Origin of the sequence: Agrobacterium sp. ICMP 6402 (assembly GCF_009498615.1) — a bacterium.
Taxonomy (GTDB): Bacteria; Pseudomonadota; Alphaproteobacteria; order Rhizobiales; family Rhizobiaceae; genus Agrobacterium; species Agrobacterium burrii.
The window spans coordinates 728,895-746,935 of record NZ_QSNV01000001.1 but is presented as its reverse complement, the minus strand read 5'-3'; the positions used below and the strand labels follow the sequence as shown (position 1 = coordinate 746,935).

Below are 18,041 nucleotides of genomic sequence, written 5' to 3'. Positions count from 1 at the left end.
GAATCGGGTGGATAGTGCTCCATTTCGGGATCATAGCTGCAAAGAAGCAACGCCGATCCGAACCAGAGAGAGCCCGTCATGACCGATCTCGTTTTTACAGCAATGCCGGCTAAGGAAGCTGAGGCCTTCCGCGCGGGGGCGACCGATGCCTATGGCAACCAGCCGGAGAAAGCCGTTTCTCCCGGCGGCATGCCCTGCCGCCATTGCCTTTCCCAGATCGATGAGGGTGAGCAGATGCTGATCCTCGCCTACCGGCCCTTCCCTTCGCTCCAGCCCTATGCCGAAACGGGTCCGATCTTTCTGCACGCTGAGGCCTGCGAGCACTATCCGCAGACGGATGCCGTTCCGCCGATACTGGACAGCCCCGACTATATCGTGCGCGGATATGGCGCCGACGACCGCATCGTCTATGGCACCGGCGCGGTGACGGCGACAGGCGAGATCGTATCGCGCGCGCAATATCTGCTGGAACGCGCGGACGTTGCCTATGTCCATGTGCGCTCCGCCCGCAACAATTGCTATCAGTGCCGTATCGACACAGCATAATCGCCGATTACTTACAATTTTAACAGAAGGGCTAAACGGCTTTCAAACTTTGTGCCCCATGATGCAGTTATCGGAAACAATTGATTTGAGTAGCAAAATGACAAACAACCTCAATATGGCGACCCGCAGCGCAACCCGCAGCAAGACGAGGATTTTTGCGACCGTGCACTATTTCAGCCAGTCGACCAGAGGCCGGGTGCTGGACCTCTCCGCCACCGGCATGGCGCTCGAACTGGACGGAACTTTCGCTGCCGCCAAGGGAAGCCGGGTGAAAGTGCAGAGCGAGGATCTCGGTTTCATCGAGGGCGTCGTGCAATGGCAGCACCAGAACCGCCTCGGCCTGCAGCTGAAACTTTCCACCAACACGCTGGCGCAGCTCTCCTCCTATTTCCGCTTCTTCCACGAAGAAGTGAAACCGACGCTCGCTCGCTGATCTGCTCCCCCCGAAAGCCGGAATGCGCTGCCCGGACGAAGCGCATTTCCCGATGTGGAAGCGTGCGCATCACGCTCCAATGACAAAAAATTTATCAAACGGTTGAAAACAGGCCTGTCTGTCACCGGCTTGTCATTTTGGTGATGGACTCCTCGGCGATTGCTTCTACCCTGTCCGCTTCTCATGACAGAGCAAGCTTCATCCGAAGGAGTTCCCATGTCGTCGCTTCTCGCTCTCCACCCCATCACCCGCCGTTCGCTTCTCGGCGGCATTGCGGCCTCTTCGGCGCTCGTGCTGCTGCACCCCTTCGCCGCCCGCGCCGCTGCCAATCAGGCGCATCTGCGCATCATGGAAACGACTGATATCCACGTTCACGTCTTTCCCTATGATTATTACGCCGACAAGCCGAACGACACGATGGGTCTGGCGCGCACCGCCTCGATCATCGGCGCCATCCGCGCCGAGGCCGGAAACTCGATGCTGGTGGATAATGGCGACTTCCTGCAGGGCAACCCGCTCGGCGACTATATCGCCTATGAGCGCGGCATGAAGGCTGGCGACAAACACCCCGTGATCAATGCCATGAACGTGCTGGGTTATGATTGCGGCACGCTCGGCAACCACGAGTTCAATTACGGCCTCGACTATATGTCGAATACGCTGGCCGGTGCCGGTTTCCCCTTCGTCTGCGCCAACCTTACCAAGGGCCAGCTGGCCTCGGATCCGAAGCAGGACGATCTGTTCTTCAAGCCCTATGTCATCCTTGAAAAACAGATCCGCGATGGCGGCGGCGTGACCAGCCCGGTCAAGGTCGGCATCATCGGCTTCGTGCCGCCGCAGATCATGATGTGGGATTCCAAGAACCTCGAGGGCAAGGCCCAGACGCGCGACATCATCGAGGCAGCCAAAGCCTGGGTTCCAGCGATGAAGGAAGAAGGGGCCGATATCGTCATCGCCCTTTCCCATTCCGGTATCGACGGCAAGGGCCAGAGCGACCGCATGGAGAACGCCTCGCTTTATCTGGCGGGTGTTGAAGGCATCGACGCGATCTTCACCGGCCACCAGCATCTCGTCTTCCCCGGTCCGAAGACCTGGGACGGCATCGAAGGTGTTGATGCGGTCAAGGGTACGCTTCTCGGCAAACCCGCCGTGATGGCCGGTTTCTGGGGCTCGCATATGGGCCTTATCGACCTGCTGCTCGAAAAGGACGGCAAGAGCTGGAAAATCGTCGATTTCACCTCCGAAGCCCGGCCGATCTACCACCGCGACGATAACCGCAAGATCGTCGCCGACTTCACCGACAAACCGGAAGTCATCGCCGCCGCCAGGGCCGATCACGAGGCTGCCCTTGCCTATGTGCGCCGCCCGGTCGGCAAGACGTCCGCCCCGCTCTATTCCTATTTTGCGCTGGTGGCCGACGATCCCTCCGTGCAGATCGTCTCCAACGCCCAGACCTGGTACATCAAGGACATGCTGAAGGAAGGGCAATATAAGGATTTGCCGGTGCTTTCGGCGGCAGCGCCCTTCAAGTCCGGCGGTCGCGGCGGTGCGGATTATTATACCGATGTCCCCGCCGGTGACATTGCTATCAAGAATGTCGCCGACCTTTATCTTTACCCCAATACGGTGCAGGCGGTGCTGATCAATGGCGCGCAGGTAAAGAACTGGCTGGAAATGTCCGCCGGCATGTTCAACACGGTCGAGGCTGGTGCGAAGGACGCACCGCTGCTCAACGCAGATTTCCCATCCTATAATTTCGATGTCATCGACGGTGTCACCTATCAGATCGACATTTCCAAGCCGGCGAAATTCGACAAGGACGGCAAAGCGGTCAATCCCGACAGCAACCGCATCGTCAACCTTCAGTTCAACGGCAAGCCGATCGATCCCGAGCAGAAATTCGTGGTGGCCACCAACAATTACCGCGCCGGCGGCGGCGGCAAATTCCCCGACATCGCCGCCGACAAGGTGATCTTCGTGGCGCCTGATACCAACCGCGACGTGATCGTGCGCTATATCATCGATCAGGGCACCATCAACCCGTCAGCGGATGCCAACTGGTCCTTTGCGCCGGTTGCCAATACCTCCGCAATCTTCGAGACCGGCCCGAAAGGCCGCCACTACGCCGCCGAGATCAAGGGCGCGAAAATCGAGGATGCCGGCGACGGTGCAGAAGGTTTCGCGAAATTCCGTCTGGTTCTTTAAATGCCGCAACCCTCCCGGTGATACATCGCCGGGAGGGTATTTTTTTAACGACGGATGAGACTAAGATCGCCATTGTTGTGAATTGGTCGCGCTGAGGCAGAGGGGTCGACGTTGCCGCATGTTTCTTCTCCCCGCCGGGGAGAAGGTGGCCCGAAGGGTCGGATGAGGGGGCGACGCCAGCGATAGACCGCACCCTTACTCCCTCATCCCGCTGCCGCGACCTTCTCCCCGGACGGGGAGAAGAAACAAGCGGCGCCCTCTCGATCTTCGTATAATCGCTATGGCTTCAGCCAATATCACTCAGCGGCGACAGCAATGGTCGTCTGCTTCTTCGCGGCAAGCATTCCGTTGAAATCCTTATGATTCGGACATGCCGACAGACGCTGTTGAAACGCCGTTGCCAACCACTGGCCGGCGGGGCCGGCCGGTGAATCCACCCGGCGGAGCGCAAAAAGCGGATATTCGCCCTGCTCATAGGCCTCGAGTTCAAGCGCCTTCAAGCTGCCATTGGTAAGATCGTTGCGAACGATCGAGGCAGGCAGACCGCCCCAGCCGAGACCACCCTTGATAAGCTGGTATTTGGTGGCGATATCGCTGACCCGCCATGTCTTGTAGGACAGCACGTTGAAATCACGGCCCTTTGTCAGCCCCGACGCATCGGTGACGACCAGCTGGACCTCTTCACGCACATCCGAAAGGGTCAGCGGCCGGTCGATCTGCGCCAGCGGATGATCCGCAGCGACGACCGGCAGCATGAAGGAATGGCCGACTTTTTCGGCGACGAGTTCGTCATCCTGGCGCATCAGCGCCCCGCCGATGCCAATGCCCGCCTTGCGGGAGAGCACCATGTCCATGACCATACCCAACTCACCGACATTGAGGCTGAGACTGACCGTTGGGAACTCCTTACGAAAATCCCGCAACACCGCCACCATGGCCTCCGCCGGAACCATGGTGCTGATGGCAACGGAAAGCTCCGCTTCAAGCCCCTGCTTCAGCCCCTTGGCGCGGGCGCGCATCTCCTGCAGGCCGGCGACGATACGCCTTGCATCCTCCAGCATGGCGCGGCCCTCATCCGTCAGCTTCGGCTGGCGCACGCCGTTGCGCTCGAACAGGGTGACTTCAAGCTGGGCTTCCAGATTGGCGATGGTGTAGCTGACCACCGACTGGGCGCGATTGAGCGCCCGCGACGCGGCGGAGAAACTGCCGGTCTCGGCAACCGTCAAAAATACCTGCAATTGGTCGAGCGTCGGGTTCGCGTCCATGTCCCATCCATTTCATCGATAGATGGCTTTCATATTATCACAGTTTTCTTGATGGCAGTAATTTTTCATATAGGGGCAAAGGAAGGGCGTCGTGCTCTCCCGCCCTCCCAAGGCGCCCGTCAATTCATCGCATATGCAAGGAAAGACCATGTCCAACATTCTGCTCATCACCTCCAGCCCGCGTGGCGACGAATCGGTTTCGAACAAGTTTTCCGGTGAACTCGCGAACAAGCTGAAGGCCAAGTCGGCGGCGAATACCCTTGTTCACCGCGATCTCGCCGCCGATCCCATTCCGCACCTCGACACCGTCAAGACGGCTGCAATCCGCAAGCCGGCCGACCAGCGTACGGCTGAAGAAGCGGTTGCGGCCGACTATTCCGACAAGCTGGTTGCCGAGCTTATGGCCGCCGACACTGTCGTCATCGGCACCGGCCTCATCAACTTCAACATCTATTCCGGCCTGAAGTCGTGGATCGACAACGTCGCCCGCGCCGGTCAGACCTTCCGCTACACCGAAACCGGCCCGGAAGGCCTCGCCAAGGGCAAGAAGGTCTACATCGTGCTAGCGGCTGCCGGCGTTTATTCCGAAGGCCCGGCCGTATCGATGAACCATGCCGTTCCCTACCTCAAGACCGTTCTCGGTTTCATGGGCATGACCGATGTGGAAGTGATCTATGTCGAAGGTCTGGCATTCGGCCCGGAAGCCGTCGAGAAGGCCATTACCGCCGCCGGCGCCAAGGTTGCCGAACTGGCACAGGCCGCCTGAGGCACGTTAAGGCGGAACTGACACCGGCGGGATTGCCGGTGTCAGCCGACCCACATTCCAAAACGGCCGTGGACCTGATCCCGGCCGTTATTTTTTGCCGCATATAGCCGCGCATCGGCCTCCGATAGAAGTGCGCGGAAAAGCTGCCCGTCCTCGAAGGCCGTAGCGACGCCGATACTGACCGTCAGCGGCGAACCATCGGGGCGGCGCAGATCAGCCAGGATCGCCACCCGGATACCTGCCGAGAAGGCAAGTGCGGCCTCATGGGCCATTGCCGGCAGGAGCGCCACGAATTCCTCGCCGCCGAAGCGGTATAGATGTCCATGCGGCTGTACGCTGCGTTTCAGCACGGCGGCGAATTCCCGTAATATTTCATCGCCCTGCAGATGGCCGAAGGTATCGTTGACGGTCTTGAAATGATCGATATCGACGATCAGCACGCTGACCGGCCGCTGTTTCTCCAGGCATTCCACGACGACCGAGGGCGCATCGAGTTCCATGCGGGCGCGGTCCGACACGCCGGTCAGCATGTCGCGCCCCGAGCGGGACAGAAGCTCCTCGTAACGCTCCCTGAACGTGAGATCGTTGAAGACATCGGCGACGCTGCGGCGTGTCAGAAAGCGGCCTTTGGTCGATGCCAGGTTGAGATAAAGGGCGAACAAGACCGAATAGATGCCGACCGCGACCATCTTCGCCTTCCAGCCATCGTAAAACACACCGACCGGCGCATCGAACAAATATCGCAATGCCCCGTAAAAAGCCGCCTGATCGAAGCTTAAAATGACGACACCACAGATCGCGAAGCGCAGCACGATATGGCGCTGGAAATACCGCCCCAGCTTTTCGTAAAGCAGGATGATGGCGATGGCATCGACATAAAGAATGCTGGTGCCCCAGACCATCAGCACGCCCATCTCATCGAGAAAACCGGTATCGACCGACTGTCCGGGGACGATCGCCACCGTCTGATGAAACCGGACGATCTGCGCCATGATGACGGTCAATATATTGCCGAGAAACAGGCCGTAGATCGGCTGGCGGACAACGGCCGCATCCTCGCGCATATAGAGCATCAGGATCATCATCAGCTTGCCGGCAAACAGGATGGAGGAGCCCGGCGACGCCACGCCAAAAGGCAGGCCGACGTAAAAGACGGCGGCCAGATAGGTTTCCAGAAAATGCATAACACCCAGCGCGGTGAGAAAAACACCGATGCCGAGAATATGTCGGTAATGAAGGAATGCCGTCATTACCGAAAAATAGACGATGGCCTCCGTCAGGAAGAGGGCCAGATTTGCCCATTGCATCGGCACACGCCCTATCGATCCACATCACGCCGGTCTATCGGCGCGACTCCATGCCCTTCAAGGACGATAGGCCCAAGCAACCAACGGAATCTTAATTTAGAGAGTAAGAAAACGTCATCATTTTCCTGGGAAAAGCGACGCGCCGTTCTGGTCGATAATCAGTTTCGCCTTGCGGATCGTAAACTCCACCGCATCGTCCATGCTGCTGAAGACGTCGGCACGCACGAATTCATGCACCAGCACTTCATCGCCGACCTTTTTCTCGATACGGCCGGCCAGACGAAACTGGCCGCCCTCCTTCATCGGCGTCGCGTAGATCAGATAGTCGCCATGTGCATGCGGCTCCGCTTGCACCGTCTTTTGCGGCGCGTCGGACGGCTGGCCGGAGCCGAAGGCCGAAAGGATTTTGGAAAAAAACGATGCCATGGCTTTTCACTCCCTGATCTGTATCGCATTCGAAGGGCGGATATGCCCCGCCCCTCCCTGTCATTCTTCCCCGATCAGATGATCAGGTTCGACAGTATGTCGTTTTCGGTAATATCCTCATAACCAAGGCCTGCGGCCTCGAAGCGCTCCAGAAGCCCTGCGAAGTTTTCCTGCGCATTGGTTTCGATACCAATCAGGATCGAGCCGAAATTGCGGGCCGATTTCTTCAGATATTCGAAACGGGCGATATCGTCATCCGGGCCGAGCAGGTTGAGGAAATCGCGCAAAGCGCCGGGGCGCTGCGGCAGGCGCAGAATGAAGTACTTCTTCACGCCAGTGTAACGCATGGCGCGCTCTTTCACGTCCGGCAGACGTTCGAAATCGAAATTGCCACCGGAAACAACGACAATAACTGTCTTGCCCTGCAACTTCTCGCGGCCGAGTTTCTCCAGCGCCGCAATGCCCATCGCGCCCGCCGGTTCCAGCACCACGCCCTCAAGGTTCAGCATCTCGATGATCGTTACGCAAATGGCGTTTTCGGGAATGAGCGAAACCTGCTCTGCCGGAAAATTCTTCAGCGCCGTGAAGTTCAGATCACCAATGCGGGCAACGGCGGCACCATCGACGAAATTGTCGATCTTGTTGAGCGTCACCGGCTCGCCGCGTTCGAGGCTTCTTTTCAGGCTCGGCGCGCCCTCCGGCTCGCAGAACACGAAATTGTCCTTCTGAACCGTGCCGGCGAGAAAACCCGTGAGGCCCGCAGACAGACCGCCGCCGCCGACGGGCATGACGACGATATCAGGCTTCGTGCCTTCGGGAAGCTGATCGATGATTTCGGCGGCAACCGTCGCCTGGCCTTCGATGATGTCCTCATGGTCAAACGGCGGCACCATGTAGCCGGCGCTCTCCTCGACGTATGCGCGGGCAGCGGCGTAACACTGGTCGAAGATATCGCCTACCAGACGGATCTTGATGAATTCGCCGCCGAAGATGCGGGTCTTGTCGATCTTCTGCTGCGGTGTCGTCACCGGCATGAAAACGACCCCGTGAACGCCGAAATGGCGGCAGGCGAAAGCAAAGCCCTGGGCGTGGTTGCCGGCCGAGGCGCAAACGAAAACCTTGTCCTTGCCGGCCTTGGCCACGGCCTTGCGGAGAAAGTTGAATGCGCCTCTAATCTTGTAGGAACGGACCGGGGACAGATCTTCACGCTTCAGCCAAATCGATGCGCCATACCGGCGGCTGAGATGTTCATTCAACTGCAACGGCGTTTCCGGGAATATTTCCCGCACTTCCCGCCGCGCTGCTTCCACAAGCTGCTTGTCCACGATAGTCAATCCATTGAAATTCATAATGGCACCCGCTATGCCATAGGAAGGCGTCGGAGACAAAGACTCATTTCAGCGCGGCAACGAACTCTGGGTTTCATCTCTTGAACAGCAACCTTCTGCGCTCGGTCATATATGTTTCGTCCATCTTCGGGCTTTACATGGCGACGGCCATGTTCCTTCCCGCGCTGACCGACCTTTATTACGGCAATGACGACTGGACGGTCTTTGCGCTTTCCGGTTTCATGTGCGGCGGGTTTGCGCTTGCCTGTGCGCTTGCGACGCGCGGACCGATTGCCGCCTTCAACAAACGTTTCGGTTTTCTCCTGGTCAATATCCTGTGGCTGGTGTTTTCGATTGTCGGCGCCGTGCCGCTTTATCTGTCCGAGCTTGATCTGACGCTCGGTCAGGCCCTGTTCGAATCCGTCTCCGCCATTACGACGACGGGATCAACCGTCATTTCAGGGCTGGACAACGCGCCGCAGGGCATCCTGCTCTGGCGGTCGCTGCTTTGCTGGCTTGGCGGTATCGGTATCGTCGCGCTTGGCCTGTTTATTCTGCCGCTGCTGCGCGTCGGCGGCATGACCTTCTTCCGCATGGAATCTTCCGATACCGGCAACGACCGACCGTTTGCGCGACTGGCGAGCTTTACCCGCGCTTTCGTAGCGATCTACATTCTCATGACGCTGGCCTGCACCATCGCTTATGATTTTGCCGGCATGTCGCATTTCGATGCGCTGAACCATGCCATGTCGACCGTCGCGACCGGCGGTTTTTCCACCCATGACGCCTCTTTCGCCTATTTCGACAATACGGCGCTGTTGTGGATCGCCACCATCTTCCTGATCTTCGGCAGCCTGCCCTTCTCGGTGATGATCCTGCTTGCCGTGCGCCGCCGGCTGGAAACGCTGCGCGATCCGCAGATCGCCGTCTTTCTCGGTTATCTCTGCGCGATTTCGATTGCGGTCGGGGTTTATCACCACCTTAGAAACGGCGTGCCGCTGAATGATGCGCTCAGCCATTCCTTCTTCAACATGACGTCGATCCTGTCGACCGGCGGTTTTGCGAGCGACGATTACACGCTCTGGGGGCCATTCGTCGTCGTCGTCGCCTTTTTTGCCACTTTCATGGGCGGCTGTTCCGGCTCGACGGCCGGTGGCATCAAGGCCTATCGCTTCCTCATCATGTTTAACGTCGTGCGGGCCGGGCTGAAAAAGCTGATTTATCCAAACGCCGTCTATTCCGTGCGTTACGGTCAGCAGGTGGTCGATCCCGACACAATCAGAACGATCTTCCTTTTCGTCAGTTGTTTCATTGCGCTGTGGATTGCCGGCAGCCTCGCCATGAGCATGATGGGTTATGATTTCCTGACCGCCACTTCGGGTGTTGCAACGGCGCTTGCCAATGTCGGCCCTGGCATCGGCCCGATCATCGGGCCTGTCGGCAATTTCTCCACGATCAGCGATCCGGCGCTTTATCTGCTGTCGGTGATGATGCTGCTCGGACGTCTGGAAATCCTGACGGTTCTGGTGCTGCTGATGCCGATTTTCTGGAAGAGCTGAGATCGCTGCATTAGCGCAAATAAAGCGCTTGACCTTCCCACGTTGGAATAGTCCAGGCTCTCCCTGTTAGAATTCCAAACCATGGAGAACCGCCTATGTGCAATGGCCATCAGCACCACCACGAAACCACCACTGCTGCCCCTGTCGGCGCAGACCTTTCCTTTCACGTTGAAGACATGACCTGTGGTCACTGCGCCGGTGTTATCAAGGGCGCGATCGAAAAGACCGTTCCCGGTGCTGCCGTGCATGCCGATCCCGCAAGCCGCACCGTTGTGGTCGGCGGCGTCTCCGACGCGGCACAGATTGCCGAAATCATCACGGCTGCTGGCTATACGCCGGAAGCACGCGCCTGAACTGAAGAACACCGGCGGCGCTTTATCCATGCCGCCGCCGGATCGCCCTACCCGCTTCACGTCGAATTTGCGTGACGGCCATCGGACGACTTGAACGTTCGTTCTTCCTACCTCCCCCAGACGGCGGATGCCCTCTCCCTTTTTGATCAGGGATGACGGTGGAGGTTTTCCCGAATTTTGAAATTCGTGTTTTCAGGCACCGCGCGTCAGTCGTACCGCATTTGACGCTAACAATCGCATATACGCATGCCGTCAACCCGGACGAAAACCGGGGCCAGCGCCATCAAGTCCTTGATCGCGAGAGACTCATTTCTCACAGCGCAGACGCGCCGTGGCTGGATGCCGGCTCAAGGCCGACATGACGGAGAAAATCCTGCGTCCCTACCATCACAAAGACCCGGCTCTTGCGAACCGGGTCTGTATTTTTCGGCAATATCACGCCAGCTCACTTCGTCGCCAGATCCTTGGTCATGACAAAGTAGTTGAGCGGATGGGGCTTGTAATTCTCAAGCTTGGCGGAATAGGCGTCGAACACCGTCTCATGGATGAGGAAGACGGAGACGGCTTCGTCGTAAATCTTCTTCGCCGCTTCGCTGTAAATGGCGTAACGCTTGGCGGGTTCGGCCGTCGCATAAGCGGATTTGATCAGCTTGTCGGTCGCCTCATTGCAATAATGCGAGATATTATAGCTGCCGCCGCAGGTATAGTCGGCATTGAGGAATCCGGCGGGTTCGGCAACATCGGTGGCATAACCGCGCGACAGCAGTGCCATATCGAACTTGCCGGCCAGAAGATCAGGCTCAATTGCGCTGTAGTCGGCAACGCGAACATCAACCTTGATGCCGAGTTCCTGCAACTGCGCCTGAATGATCGCCGCGACATCTTTCAGTTCCGTTTTTGCCGTATAGGCAAGCAGCGTCACCTTCAGGCTGCCGGGTGCAATGCCCGCTTCCTTCAGCAGATCCTTGGCTTTTTCCACGTCATAGGCAGGCTTGGCCTCCTTTGCAGCCCATGGCTCACCCGCTGCGAACGGCATGGCCGCGCCCTTGACCGCACCTTCATAGATGCTGTCGGCGATGCCGCCCGTATCGATGGCGGCCTGGATCGCCTGCCGCACTTTGAGATTGTCGAAAGGCGGCCTGGAGTTGTTCAACAACAGCTCCGTGATGCGGGGCGATGGGATGGGCGCGACCTTGACGCCGTCGGTTGATTCGATGGTCTTGACGGTCCATGGCGGAACGAGGCGCGAAATCTGTGCTTCCCCGGTTCTTGCCTGGGTGGCGCGGGTATCGGCATCGGGCACGAAATTCACACGGCCGCCCGAAAGCTTCGGCATACCGCCCCAATAATCATGATTGGCCGTCAGCATCATATGCTGGCTGGGATCGACCTCCGTGATCTTGAAAGGTCCGGTACAGGTTCCCACTGGATCGACCTTGCCGTCCTTATAGGCTGATGGTGCGAGAATGGAGGTTGCGGGGCTCGCCATCTGCGCCGGAAGCAGCACCGATGGCTCGAGCGTCGTTATCTTCACGGTATCATCACCGCCTGCTTCGACGGCAGCGATCAGCTTGGGTGAAAAGGCGCGGGCCGGAACCGGGGCCTGCAAAAGATTGGTTAGCGCATTAGCCGCGGCCTTGGCATCGAGCGCTTCGCCATTCTGGAATTTGACGCTCTTGCGTAGTTTGAATTCCCATACCTTAGGGCCGGTCTGTGTCCAGGATTCAGCCAGACTTGGCTCCAGTTTCATGTCGTAACCGACACGTACCAGGCTTTCGAAACAACCCGCGCGGGAGCCGAGATAAGCATCGTCGGACGCCATCTGCCAGCCGGTCTTCACCCCGAAATTATCGTCATAGGTAATCGTGCCGGCCTTTGCCGCGTCGGCTCCGAACGAGGTCACGATGGCGCATGTCGCCAAAAGTGCGTGCTTCATCATAGAATATTCCCCTTTTATTTTTGATGATAACGCTCACAATTCATTTATTTTCATGAAATTCCCGATTAAATTTCCTCAAGTCAAAAGACAAAAGAATATCCAGTGGATACTCATCGAATATCCATCTGAATATCATTTATTTTATTGCTCTATACTCGGAATTTAATTCCGATATTCAGCCTCAGACACACGATTCATCTGTTTTTACCAAAGCACAAAACCGCAACTGCTTTATGGCTCAACCCCATTCCCGCCAATGGTGGCAACGCGCGAAATGCTCTCCCGCAACACCCTCCAGCACCGGCTCTTTTTCGCTGCATATCGGCGTCGCATATTTACAGCGGGTGTGAAATTTGCAGCCGCTCGGAGGATTGAGCGGGCTCGGCAAATCGCCGTCCAGCAGCATTTCCGGCGCATAAAGGCCGGTTTCATCCAGCATCGACGAAGCGATCAAAGCCTTGGTGTAGGGATGTTTCGGCGCACGAAAAAGCTCTTCCCGATCGGCGATTTCAACAATCCGCCCGAGATACATCACGGCGATACGATCACAGAGATAACGCACCACGCGCAGGTCATGGGAAATCATCAGAACCGTCAAACCATGGCGGCGTTTCATGTCCATCAGCAAGTTAAGTATCTGCGTGCGCATGGAAGCATCAAGCGCTGAGGTCGGTTCGTCGCAGACAAGGAAGCTTGGATTGAGCAGAAGCGCGCGCCCGATGACGACGCGCTGCAACTGCCCGCCGGAACACTGGCTCGGATAGCGATCGAAAAAGGAAGCATCGAGACCGACTTCCTCCAGCATCCTGAACACACGTGCTGTGCGCTCTTCCCGTGTGCCAACGCCGTGCTGGGCCAGCGGCGCTTCCATGCTTTGCCCGATGCGCATGCGCGGATCGAGAGCGGAATAGGGATCCTGAAACACCAGCTGCACGGTCCGGCGCATGCGCCGCAGCGTTTCGCCCTGCATGTGCAGAATATCGTGTTCGCCGATGCTGACCTCGCCTTTCGTCGCGTGGGTCAACCGGGTAATCAGTCCGGCGACGGTGCTTTTGCCGCATCCGGACTCTCCGACGAGGCCGAGCACTTCACCCTCACCAATGGTCAGGGACACATCGTCGACGGATTTCACCACCCGGTGACCGAGGCCGGAGATCGGATAATATTTGCAGAGGTTCCTGGCGACGACGTAGGGGTGGCTTTTGTTATCAGGTGATGGCGGGGTCTGTTTTACAGCTGTCAATTGCATTGTCCCCTCCTTCAGCAGATCGCGTGATTTGTATGACTATCGGCATGCTCGTCGCCGACCGCCCAACACCGCGCCTTGCGCCCTTCCGGCAGGGCATTCAGATCCGGTTCCGACGCCATGCACCGGCTGCCCATGCCGGCCGATTTGGCAAGCGCGCAGCGTGGATGGAACCGGCAGCCGCAGGACATATCATGCGCCTGCGAACTCGATCCGGGGATCGTCAGCAACTGTCCCTCGCTGTCAGTGGTCAGAAGCGAGCAGCTGATCAGCGCCTTGGTATAGGGATGCTGCGGCGCCTTGAGGATTGCCTGTGTCGGCCCCTCCTCGACAATGCGGCCGGCATACATCACCGCAATCCTGTCCGCGAAAGCGGCAACCACCGACAGGTCGTGGGTAATGAGCAGCGTGGCCAGTTGCCGCTTGCGGCGTTCGTCATCCAGCAGGCGCAATATCTGTGCCTGAACGGTGACATCGAGCGCCGTCGTCGGTTCATCGGCGATCAGCAGCTGCGGATTGCCTGACAGTGCCGCGGCAATCATGACACGCTGCGCCATGCCGCCGGAAAGCTCATGCGCGAAACATTGCGCCCGCGCCGATGGGTCCGGAATTCCGACGTCGGATAACATGCCGACGACCCGGTTGAGCGCAGCACTGCGGCTCATCTTGCGATGGACCCACAGCGGCTCGGCAACCTGCGTCTTCACCCGGCTGGTCGGATCAAGCATGGCCTGCGGCTGCTGGAACAACATGCCGATTTCGGCGCCGCGCAGCGCATCGAGTTGCGAGGATGAAAGAGCAAGAATATCCCGCCCGGCAAAGGTAATGCGGCCGGAGGTGATTTCCACGCCGTGTGGCAACAGCCGCATCAGCGACAGCGCCGTCATGCTCTTGCCGGACCCGGATTCGCCGACAAGTGCAACGACCTCCCCGGCTTTGACTGATAGCGTCAGGCCAGAGATAATGAATTTCCGGCCATTGTCGGTCGGCACCGAAACGTGCAGATCCTCGATCTCCAGAAGCGGTGTCAGCTCCGGGGATATCGCCGTATCGGCATGCGTGTGTCCTTCGATATTCATAAGAGTTCCCCTTATTTTTATTGAATCGGAGGCATTTGCGTATTTTCATGCGGCTTCAGACGATATTACTCTCCTTCCAGTTCCTTTGCGTCTGCAATGTTTGACGATCGTCAAACCGGTCGCTGTCTGTTGACAGGCGTCAATGACCGTTCTGTTTTTTTGTCTCCAGGTTCAGCCCATGGCCGATCCACGTCACACTGAGCGCTGCCAGAAAGATCGCCAGGCCGGGTGCGATGACCAGAACGGGCATGCGTTCCGCATAGGCCTGCGCATCGGCCAGCATCAGTGCCCAGTCGGCGGCCGGCGGCTGCACGCCGAGACCCAGAAACGACAAGCCGCCCACCGTGATCAACTTGTGGCCGAAACGCAGGAACGCCACGGCCGCAATCGGCCAGATCGTGTTCGGAATAATATGCCGGAAGATGATGAAGCGCCTTGTGCAGCCAAGCACTTCCGCCGCGCGGATATATTCGCGGGAATTGATCGACAGCGTCAGTCCGCGCGCCAGCCGCGCAAATGGTGTCCAGCCGACAATCGTCAGCGACGCGATTAGGGTTCCGTATCCCGGCCCGAAGATAGCGACGAGGAAGATGGCGATCACGACGTCCGGTATGGCGATGAGCAGGTCGACAACGCGCATCAGGATTTCGTCGAGGATACCGCGGCTGCGGCCGCTGATGATGCCGACGAAGGTTCCGATACCGACCGACAGAATGACGGTGATGGCGGCAATCGTGACCGTGAAACGGCCGCCGATCAGCAATCGGCTGAGCACGTCGCGGCCCAAATGGTCGGTTCCCAGCCAGTAGGTGGCGCTTGGCGCATTCAGCCGCAGGCGAAGGTTCTGCTGTGCGGGATTATAGGGCGATATCCATGGCGCGATGACCAGCAGCAGGATGATGACGAGAAAGATCGCCGATCCCGCATAGAAGGTCCAATGCCGCCGGCTGATGAAGTCCGTGAACCGGCTGAATGTCGACGGGCGCTTAGGGGTAGCGGTCATGGGCGTATTGGTCAGGGGCAAGGCGGCTACCGGCGCGCTCGGGAAGTGGCTAATGGTCATTGTGACCTCGCATTGCTGGATTGATCAGGACATAAAAGCCGTCGGCCAGGGTATTGATCAGGATGGACAGGGCGACGATGCAGATGAAACCACCCTGCAGCATCGGGATGTCGCGATTGACCACGGCGTCATAGAGAAGCCGACCCATACCTGGGATGGCGAAGATGACTTCCACGACCACCGATCCGCCAAGCAGGCCCGCGAGCCACAATGCAAAGAAGGTGACGACCGGCAGCGAGCCGTTGCGGACACCGTGCCGCAGGACCGTGCTATGCATGCCGAGACCCCGGCTGCGGGCGGCTGTGATATAGGGTGCACGCAGAACCTCGGCCATCGCCGCACGTGTCACCTGCGTAAAATAAGCGAGCGGGCGCAGCGTCAGGGTCAAGGCGGGAAGCACCAGCGAACGCCAGCTGTCCCATCCCGCCGACGGCAACCAGCCGAGATAGAGCGCAAACACCAGCGCCGACATCGGCGCGAACCAATATTCCGGCGTCGCAACGAAGGTCTGGATCATCAGTGTCGCGAAATTGTCGAGCCGCCCACCCGGGCGCATCGCCGCCAGCGTGCCGAGCGGCAGGGCAACGGCGACCGCTATTGCGAGCGCCGTCAGCGCCAGCGTTACCGACACGCCGAGGGAGCGCAAAAGCTCGCCGGCCACGGGCTGGCTGCTGGTGAAGGAAAAGCCCAGATCGCCACGCAGCGCGCTCGACAGCCATGCGAAATATTGCACATAGAGCGGCCGGTCGAGCCCGAGGCTTACCCGCAGCGCCTCGACCGCATGCGGATCGAGCGCGGTATCGCGCATGCGGGAAAACAGGATGGTGCGGGCCGGATCGCCACCCGCCATATAGGGCAAAAGAAATGCGATGACGGAAACGATCGTCAGCATCAGGCACAGAATAAGGAAGCGTTGCAATATCTGTATCCACATGGCCCGGTTTCCTTCACTACAATTGGCATTTGCTGCAATCGACGATCAGTTCCCGATGGGAACCGCTGTTTATTTCATGAGACGTGATAATTCCGTCGCCACGCCGGAGGTGCCCTTCAGCATTCCGGAGCGCTTGGGCACAACCGCCACCGGAACAAAATCGGGATCTTCGGATTGCGCCAGATCCTGAATGATCGGGCAATCCGGCTCGCCATTGTCCGGGCAATAGGTTGCGAGATTTCGAAGCGTGTCGGCCATGTCGCGGAGCGAATGCATCTTCGCTTCCAGATCCACGACATGTTCCATGACAATGCGTTTGACATCGCAGGACGCACCACCCGGATCACGCCACAGCATCATCAGCTGCCTGATCTTTTCTATGGAAAAACCGAGGTCGCGTCCGCGCCTGATGAAGCGCAGCGTTTCCAGATCATTGGCCGTATAGACCCTATATCCGGCATCCGTGCGGTTTGCCGATTTGATCAGGCCGATCATCTCGTAGTGGCGGATCATTTTTGCAGAAACACCTGAGGCGGTGGCGGCTGTGCCGATATTCATGGATCCTGCTCCTATCTGTCCGGGGTGAAAAACACGTCTGCATGAATGTCGGCGGTGCGCATACCCCGCGCCACCAGTTGCGGTACGGTCGCCTCGATCATCGCCGGCGGTCCTGCAAGATAGGCCTTCCAACCATCAAGATCGTCGAAATCATCTGCCACCGCATTGCCGACATAACCGCACCGCATCTGCGCATGTGGCTCATTGGAGAGAACCGGAACGAAGCTCAGATTGTCGTGCCGCGCGGTAAGCGCCTCGAAATGATCGACCATATAAAGGTCGCGCAGGGCGCGGGCGCCGAAATAGACATGGATAGGACGGTCCCGGCCCGTGATTTGCCCCGTTGTAAGAGCAGCCTCGACAACCGCCTTGACTGGTGCCAGACCCGAGCCACCGGCAATGCCAAGGATCGGCCCGCAATGTTTTTCCCGCAGGAATGACGACCCGAAAGGCCCCACCAACGTGACAGGATCACCCGCCTTGGCCTGCGCGAAGATATGGCCGCTTGTCAGCCCACCCGGCACATGCCGGATGTGGAATTCTATCAACTCCTCGTCGACCCGGCTGGCGATGGAGTAGTCGCGCGGCGAACAGTCCGGGTAAAGCAGGCGCACATATTGACCGGGTTTGAAGGTAAACTGCGCGCGATCGTCGAGCCTGATGCGGATGAGCTTGATATCATGTGTCGCATCCACGGCTTCCGCCACTACGCCCTCAAAGCGGCCAGTCGGAATATCAGCGAATTCGTCCTCACCGTTGAGCCAACCGATCGTCACGTCGCTCAGCGGCACGGCGCGGCAGGCGAGCGTCAGGCCTTCCGCCTTTTCCTCTTCGGTCAATGAAAAGGGCGTGTGCTTGAGGAGATCGATCTCGCCGGAGACGAGATGCGACTTGCAGGCGCCGCAGCGGCCCATGCGACAGCCGTGCGGATAGGTGATGCCTGCCGCCAGCGCGGCCTGAAGCACGGTCTCGCCCTGCGCCGCCATGATGCTGCGTCCGATCTGCGGCAGATAGATTGTGTTGCCAGGCGTCAT

The 18,041-nt window shown here is 58.6% G+C and carries 17 protein-coding genes; 6 read left to right on the top strand and 11 right to left on the bottom strand.

Features of this window, described 5'->3' with window-relative positions:
- Window positions 1-78: 78 nt before the first annotated feature.
- The 3 genes from DXT96_RS03755 (at window position 79) to DXT96_RS03745 (ending at window position 3,184) form a co-directional block, all read left to right on the top strand.
- Window positions 79-546, top strand: coding sequence for a DUF1203 domain-containing protein (locus DXT96_RS03755; RefSeq protein ID WP_153513558.1), 468 nt, complete (start codon window positions 79-81; stop codon window positions 544-546).
- 97 nt (window positions 547-643) lie between these two features.
- Complete coding sequence (locus DXT96_RS03750) at window positions 644-979, top strand: PilZ domain-containing protein (protein WP_149897850.1); 336 nt, start codon at window positions 644-646, stop codon at window positions 977-979.
- 216 nt (window positions 980-1,195) lie between these two features.
- Window positions 1,196-3,184, top strand: a complete 1,989-nt coding sequence (locus tag DXT96_RS03745) for a bifunctional 2',3'-cyclic-nucleotide 2'-phosphodiesterase/3'-nucleotidase (RefSeq protein WP_149897851.1) — start codon at window positions 1,196-1,198, stop codon at window positions 3,182-3,184.
- Between the two features lie 296 nt (window positions 3,185-3,480).
- On the opposite strand, the gene DXT96_RS03740 is transcribed toward DXT96_RS03745, so the two are convergent.
- Window positions 3,481-4,449 carry a LysR family transcriptional regulator gene (locus tag DXT96_RS03740; RefSeq protein WP_153513557.1) on the bottom strand — a complete coding sequence of 323 codons (969 nt, stop codon included), beginning with the start codon at window positions 4,447-4,449 and terminating at the stop codon, window positions 3,481-3,483.
- Window positions 4,450-4,597: 148 nt separating this feature from the next.
- Here DXT96_RS03740 and DXT96_RS03735 point away from each other — a divergent pair, with 148 nt between their 5' ends.
- Window positions 4,598-5,215 (top strand): FMN-dependent NADH-azoreductase, encoded by a 618-nt coding sequence (locus DXT96_RS03735; protein WP_153513556.1) that lies wholly within the window; start codon window positions 4,598-4,600, stop codon window positions 5,213-5,215.
- Window positions 5,216-5,256: 41 nt separating this feature from the next.
- Here the strand turns inward: DXT96_RS03735 and DXT96_RS03730 are convergent, their stop codons facing one another.
- From DXT96_RS03730 to ilvA, 3 genes are all read right to left on the bottom strand, one after another.
- Window positions 5,257-6,522 (bottom strand): diguanylate cyclase, encoded by a 1,266-nt coding sequence (locus DXT96_RS03730; protein ID WP_153513555.1) that lies wholly within the window; start codon window positions 6,520-6,522, stop codon window positions 5,257-5,259.
- Window positions 6,523-6,639: 117 nt separating this feature from the next.
- On the bottom strand, window positions 6,640-6,948 hold the full coding sequence (locus DXT96_RS03725) for an HlyU family transcriptional regulator (protein ID WP_149897855.1): 309 nt from the start codon (window positions 6,946-6,948) through the stop codon (window positions 6,640-6,642).
- A gap of 74 nt (window positions 6,949-7,022) precedes the next feature.
- Window positions 7,023-8,297, bottom strand: coding sequence for a threonine ammonia-lyase (gene ilvA / locus DXT96_RS03720; RefSeq protein WP_149897856.1), 1,275 nt, complete (start codon window positions 8,295-8,297; stop codon window positions 7,023-7,025).
- Between the two features lie 80 nt (window positions 8,298-8,377).
- Between ilvA and DXT96_RS03715 the strand changes: the two genes are divergently transcribed.
- Both DXT96_RS03715 and DXT96_RS03710 read left to right on the top strand, forming a co-directional pair.
- Window positions 8,378-9,835, top strand: coding sequence for a TrkH family potassium uptake protein (locus DXT96_RS03715; protein ID WP_188355900.1), 1,458 nt, complete (start codon window positions 8,378-8,380; stop codon window positions 9,833-9,835).
- A gap of 95 nt (window positions 9,836-9,930) precedes the next feature.
- A complete protein-coding gene (locus DXT96_RS03710; protein WP_153513554.1) occupies window positions 9,931-10,188 on the top strand; it encodes a heavy-metal-associated domain-containing protein in 258 nt (85 codons plus the stop codon).
- A gap of 445 nt (window positions 10,189-10,633) precedes the next feature.
- Here DXT96_RS03710 and DXT96_RS03705 read toward each other — a convergent pair whose 3' ends face one another.
- From DXT96_RS03705 to DXT96_RS03675, 7 genes are all read right to left on the bottom strand, one after another.
- Window positions 10,634-12,127, bottom strand: coding sequence for an ABC transporter substrate-binding protein (locus tag DXT96_RS03705; RefSeq protein ID WP_153513553.1), 1,494 nt, complete (start codon window positions 12,125-12,127; stop codon window positions 10,634-10,636).
- A gap of 238 nt (window positions 12,128-12,365) precedes the next feature.
- Window positions 12,366-13,376, bottom strand: coding sequence for an ABC transporter ATP-binding protein (locus DXT96_RS03700; protein WP_153513552.1), 1,011 nt, complete (start codon window positions 13,374-13,376; stop codon window positions 12,366-12,368).
- A gap of 11 nt (window positions 13,377-13,387) precedes the next feature.
- Window positions 13,388-14,452, bottom strand: coding sequence for an ABC transporter ATP-binding protein (locus tag DXT96_RS03695; RefSeq protein ID WP_149897860.1), 1,065 nt, complete (start codon window positions 14,450-14,452; stop codon window positions 13,388-13,390).
- Between the two features lie 139 nt (window positions 14,453-14,591).
- On the bottom strand, window positions 14,592-15,515 hold the full coding sequence (locus tag DXT96_RS03690) for an ABC transporter permease (RefSeq protein WP_153513551.1): 924 nt from the start codon (window positions 15,513-15,515) through the stop codon (window positions 14,592-14,594).
- Entirely contained in the window at window positions 15,505-16,449 is a 945-nt protein-coding gene (locus DXT96_RS03685; protein ID WP_149897862.1) for an ABC transporter permease, read from the bottom strand. The genes DXT96_RS03690 and DXT96_RS03685 overlap by 11 nt, the downstream gene beginning before the upstream one ends.
- A gap of 69 nt (window positions 16,450-16,518) precedes the next feature.
- Complete coding sequence (gene cueR / locus DXT96_RS03680; RefSeq protein ID WP_149897863.1) at window positions 16,519-17,007, bottom strand: Cu(I)-responsive transcriptional regulator; 489 nt, start codon at window positions 17,005-17,007, stop codon at window positions 16,519-16,521.
- An 11-nt stretch (window positions 17,008-17,018) separates the two neighbouring features.
- The gene (locus tag DXT96_RS03675) at window positions 17,019-18,041 is read right to left on the bottom strand and encodes a 2Fe-2S iron-sulfur cluster-binding protein (protein WP_153514178.1); all 1,023 of its coding nucleotides are present in this window, start codon (window positions 18,039-18,041) and stop codon (window positions 17,019-17,021) included.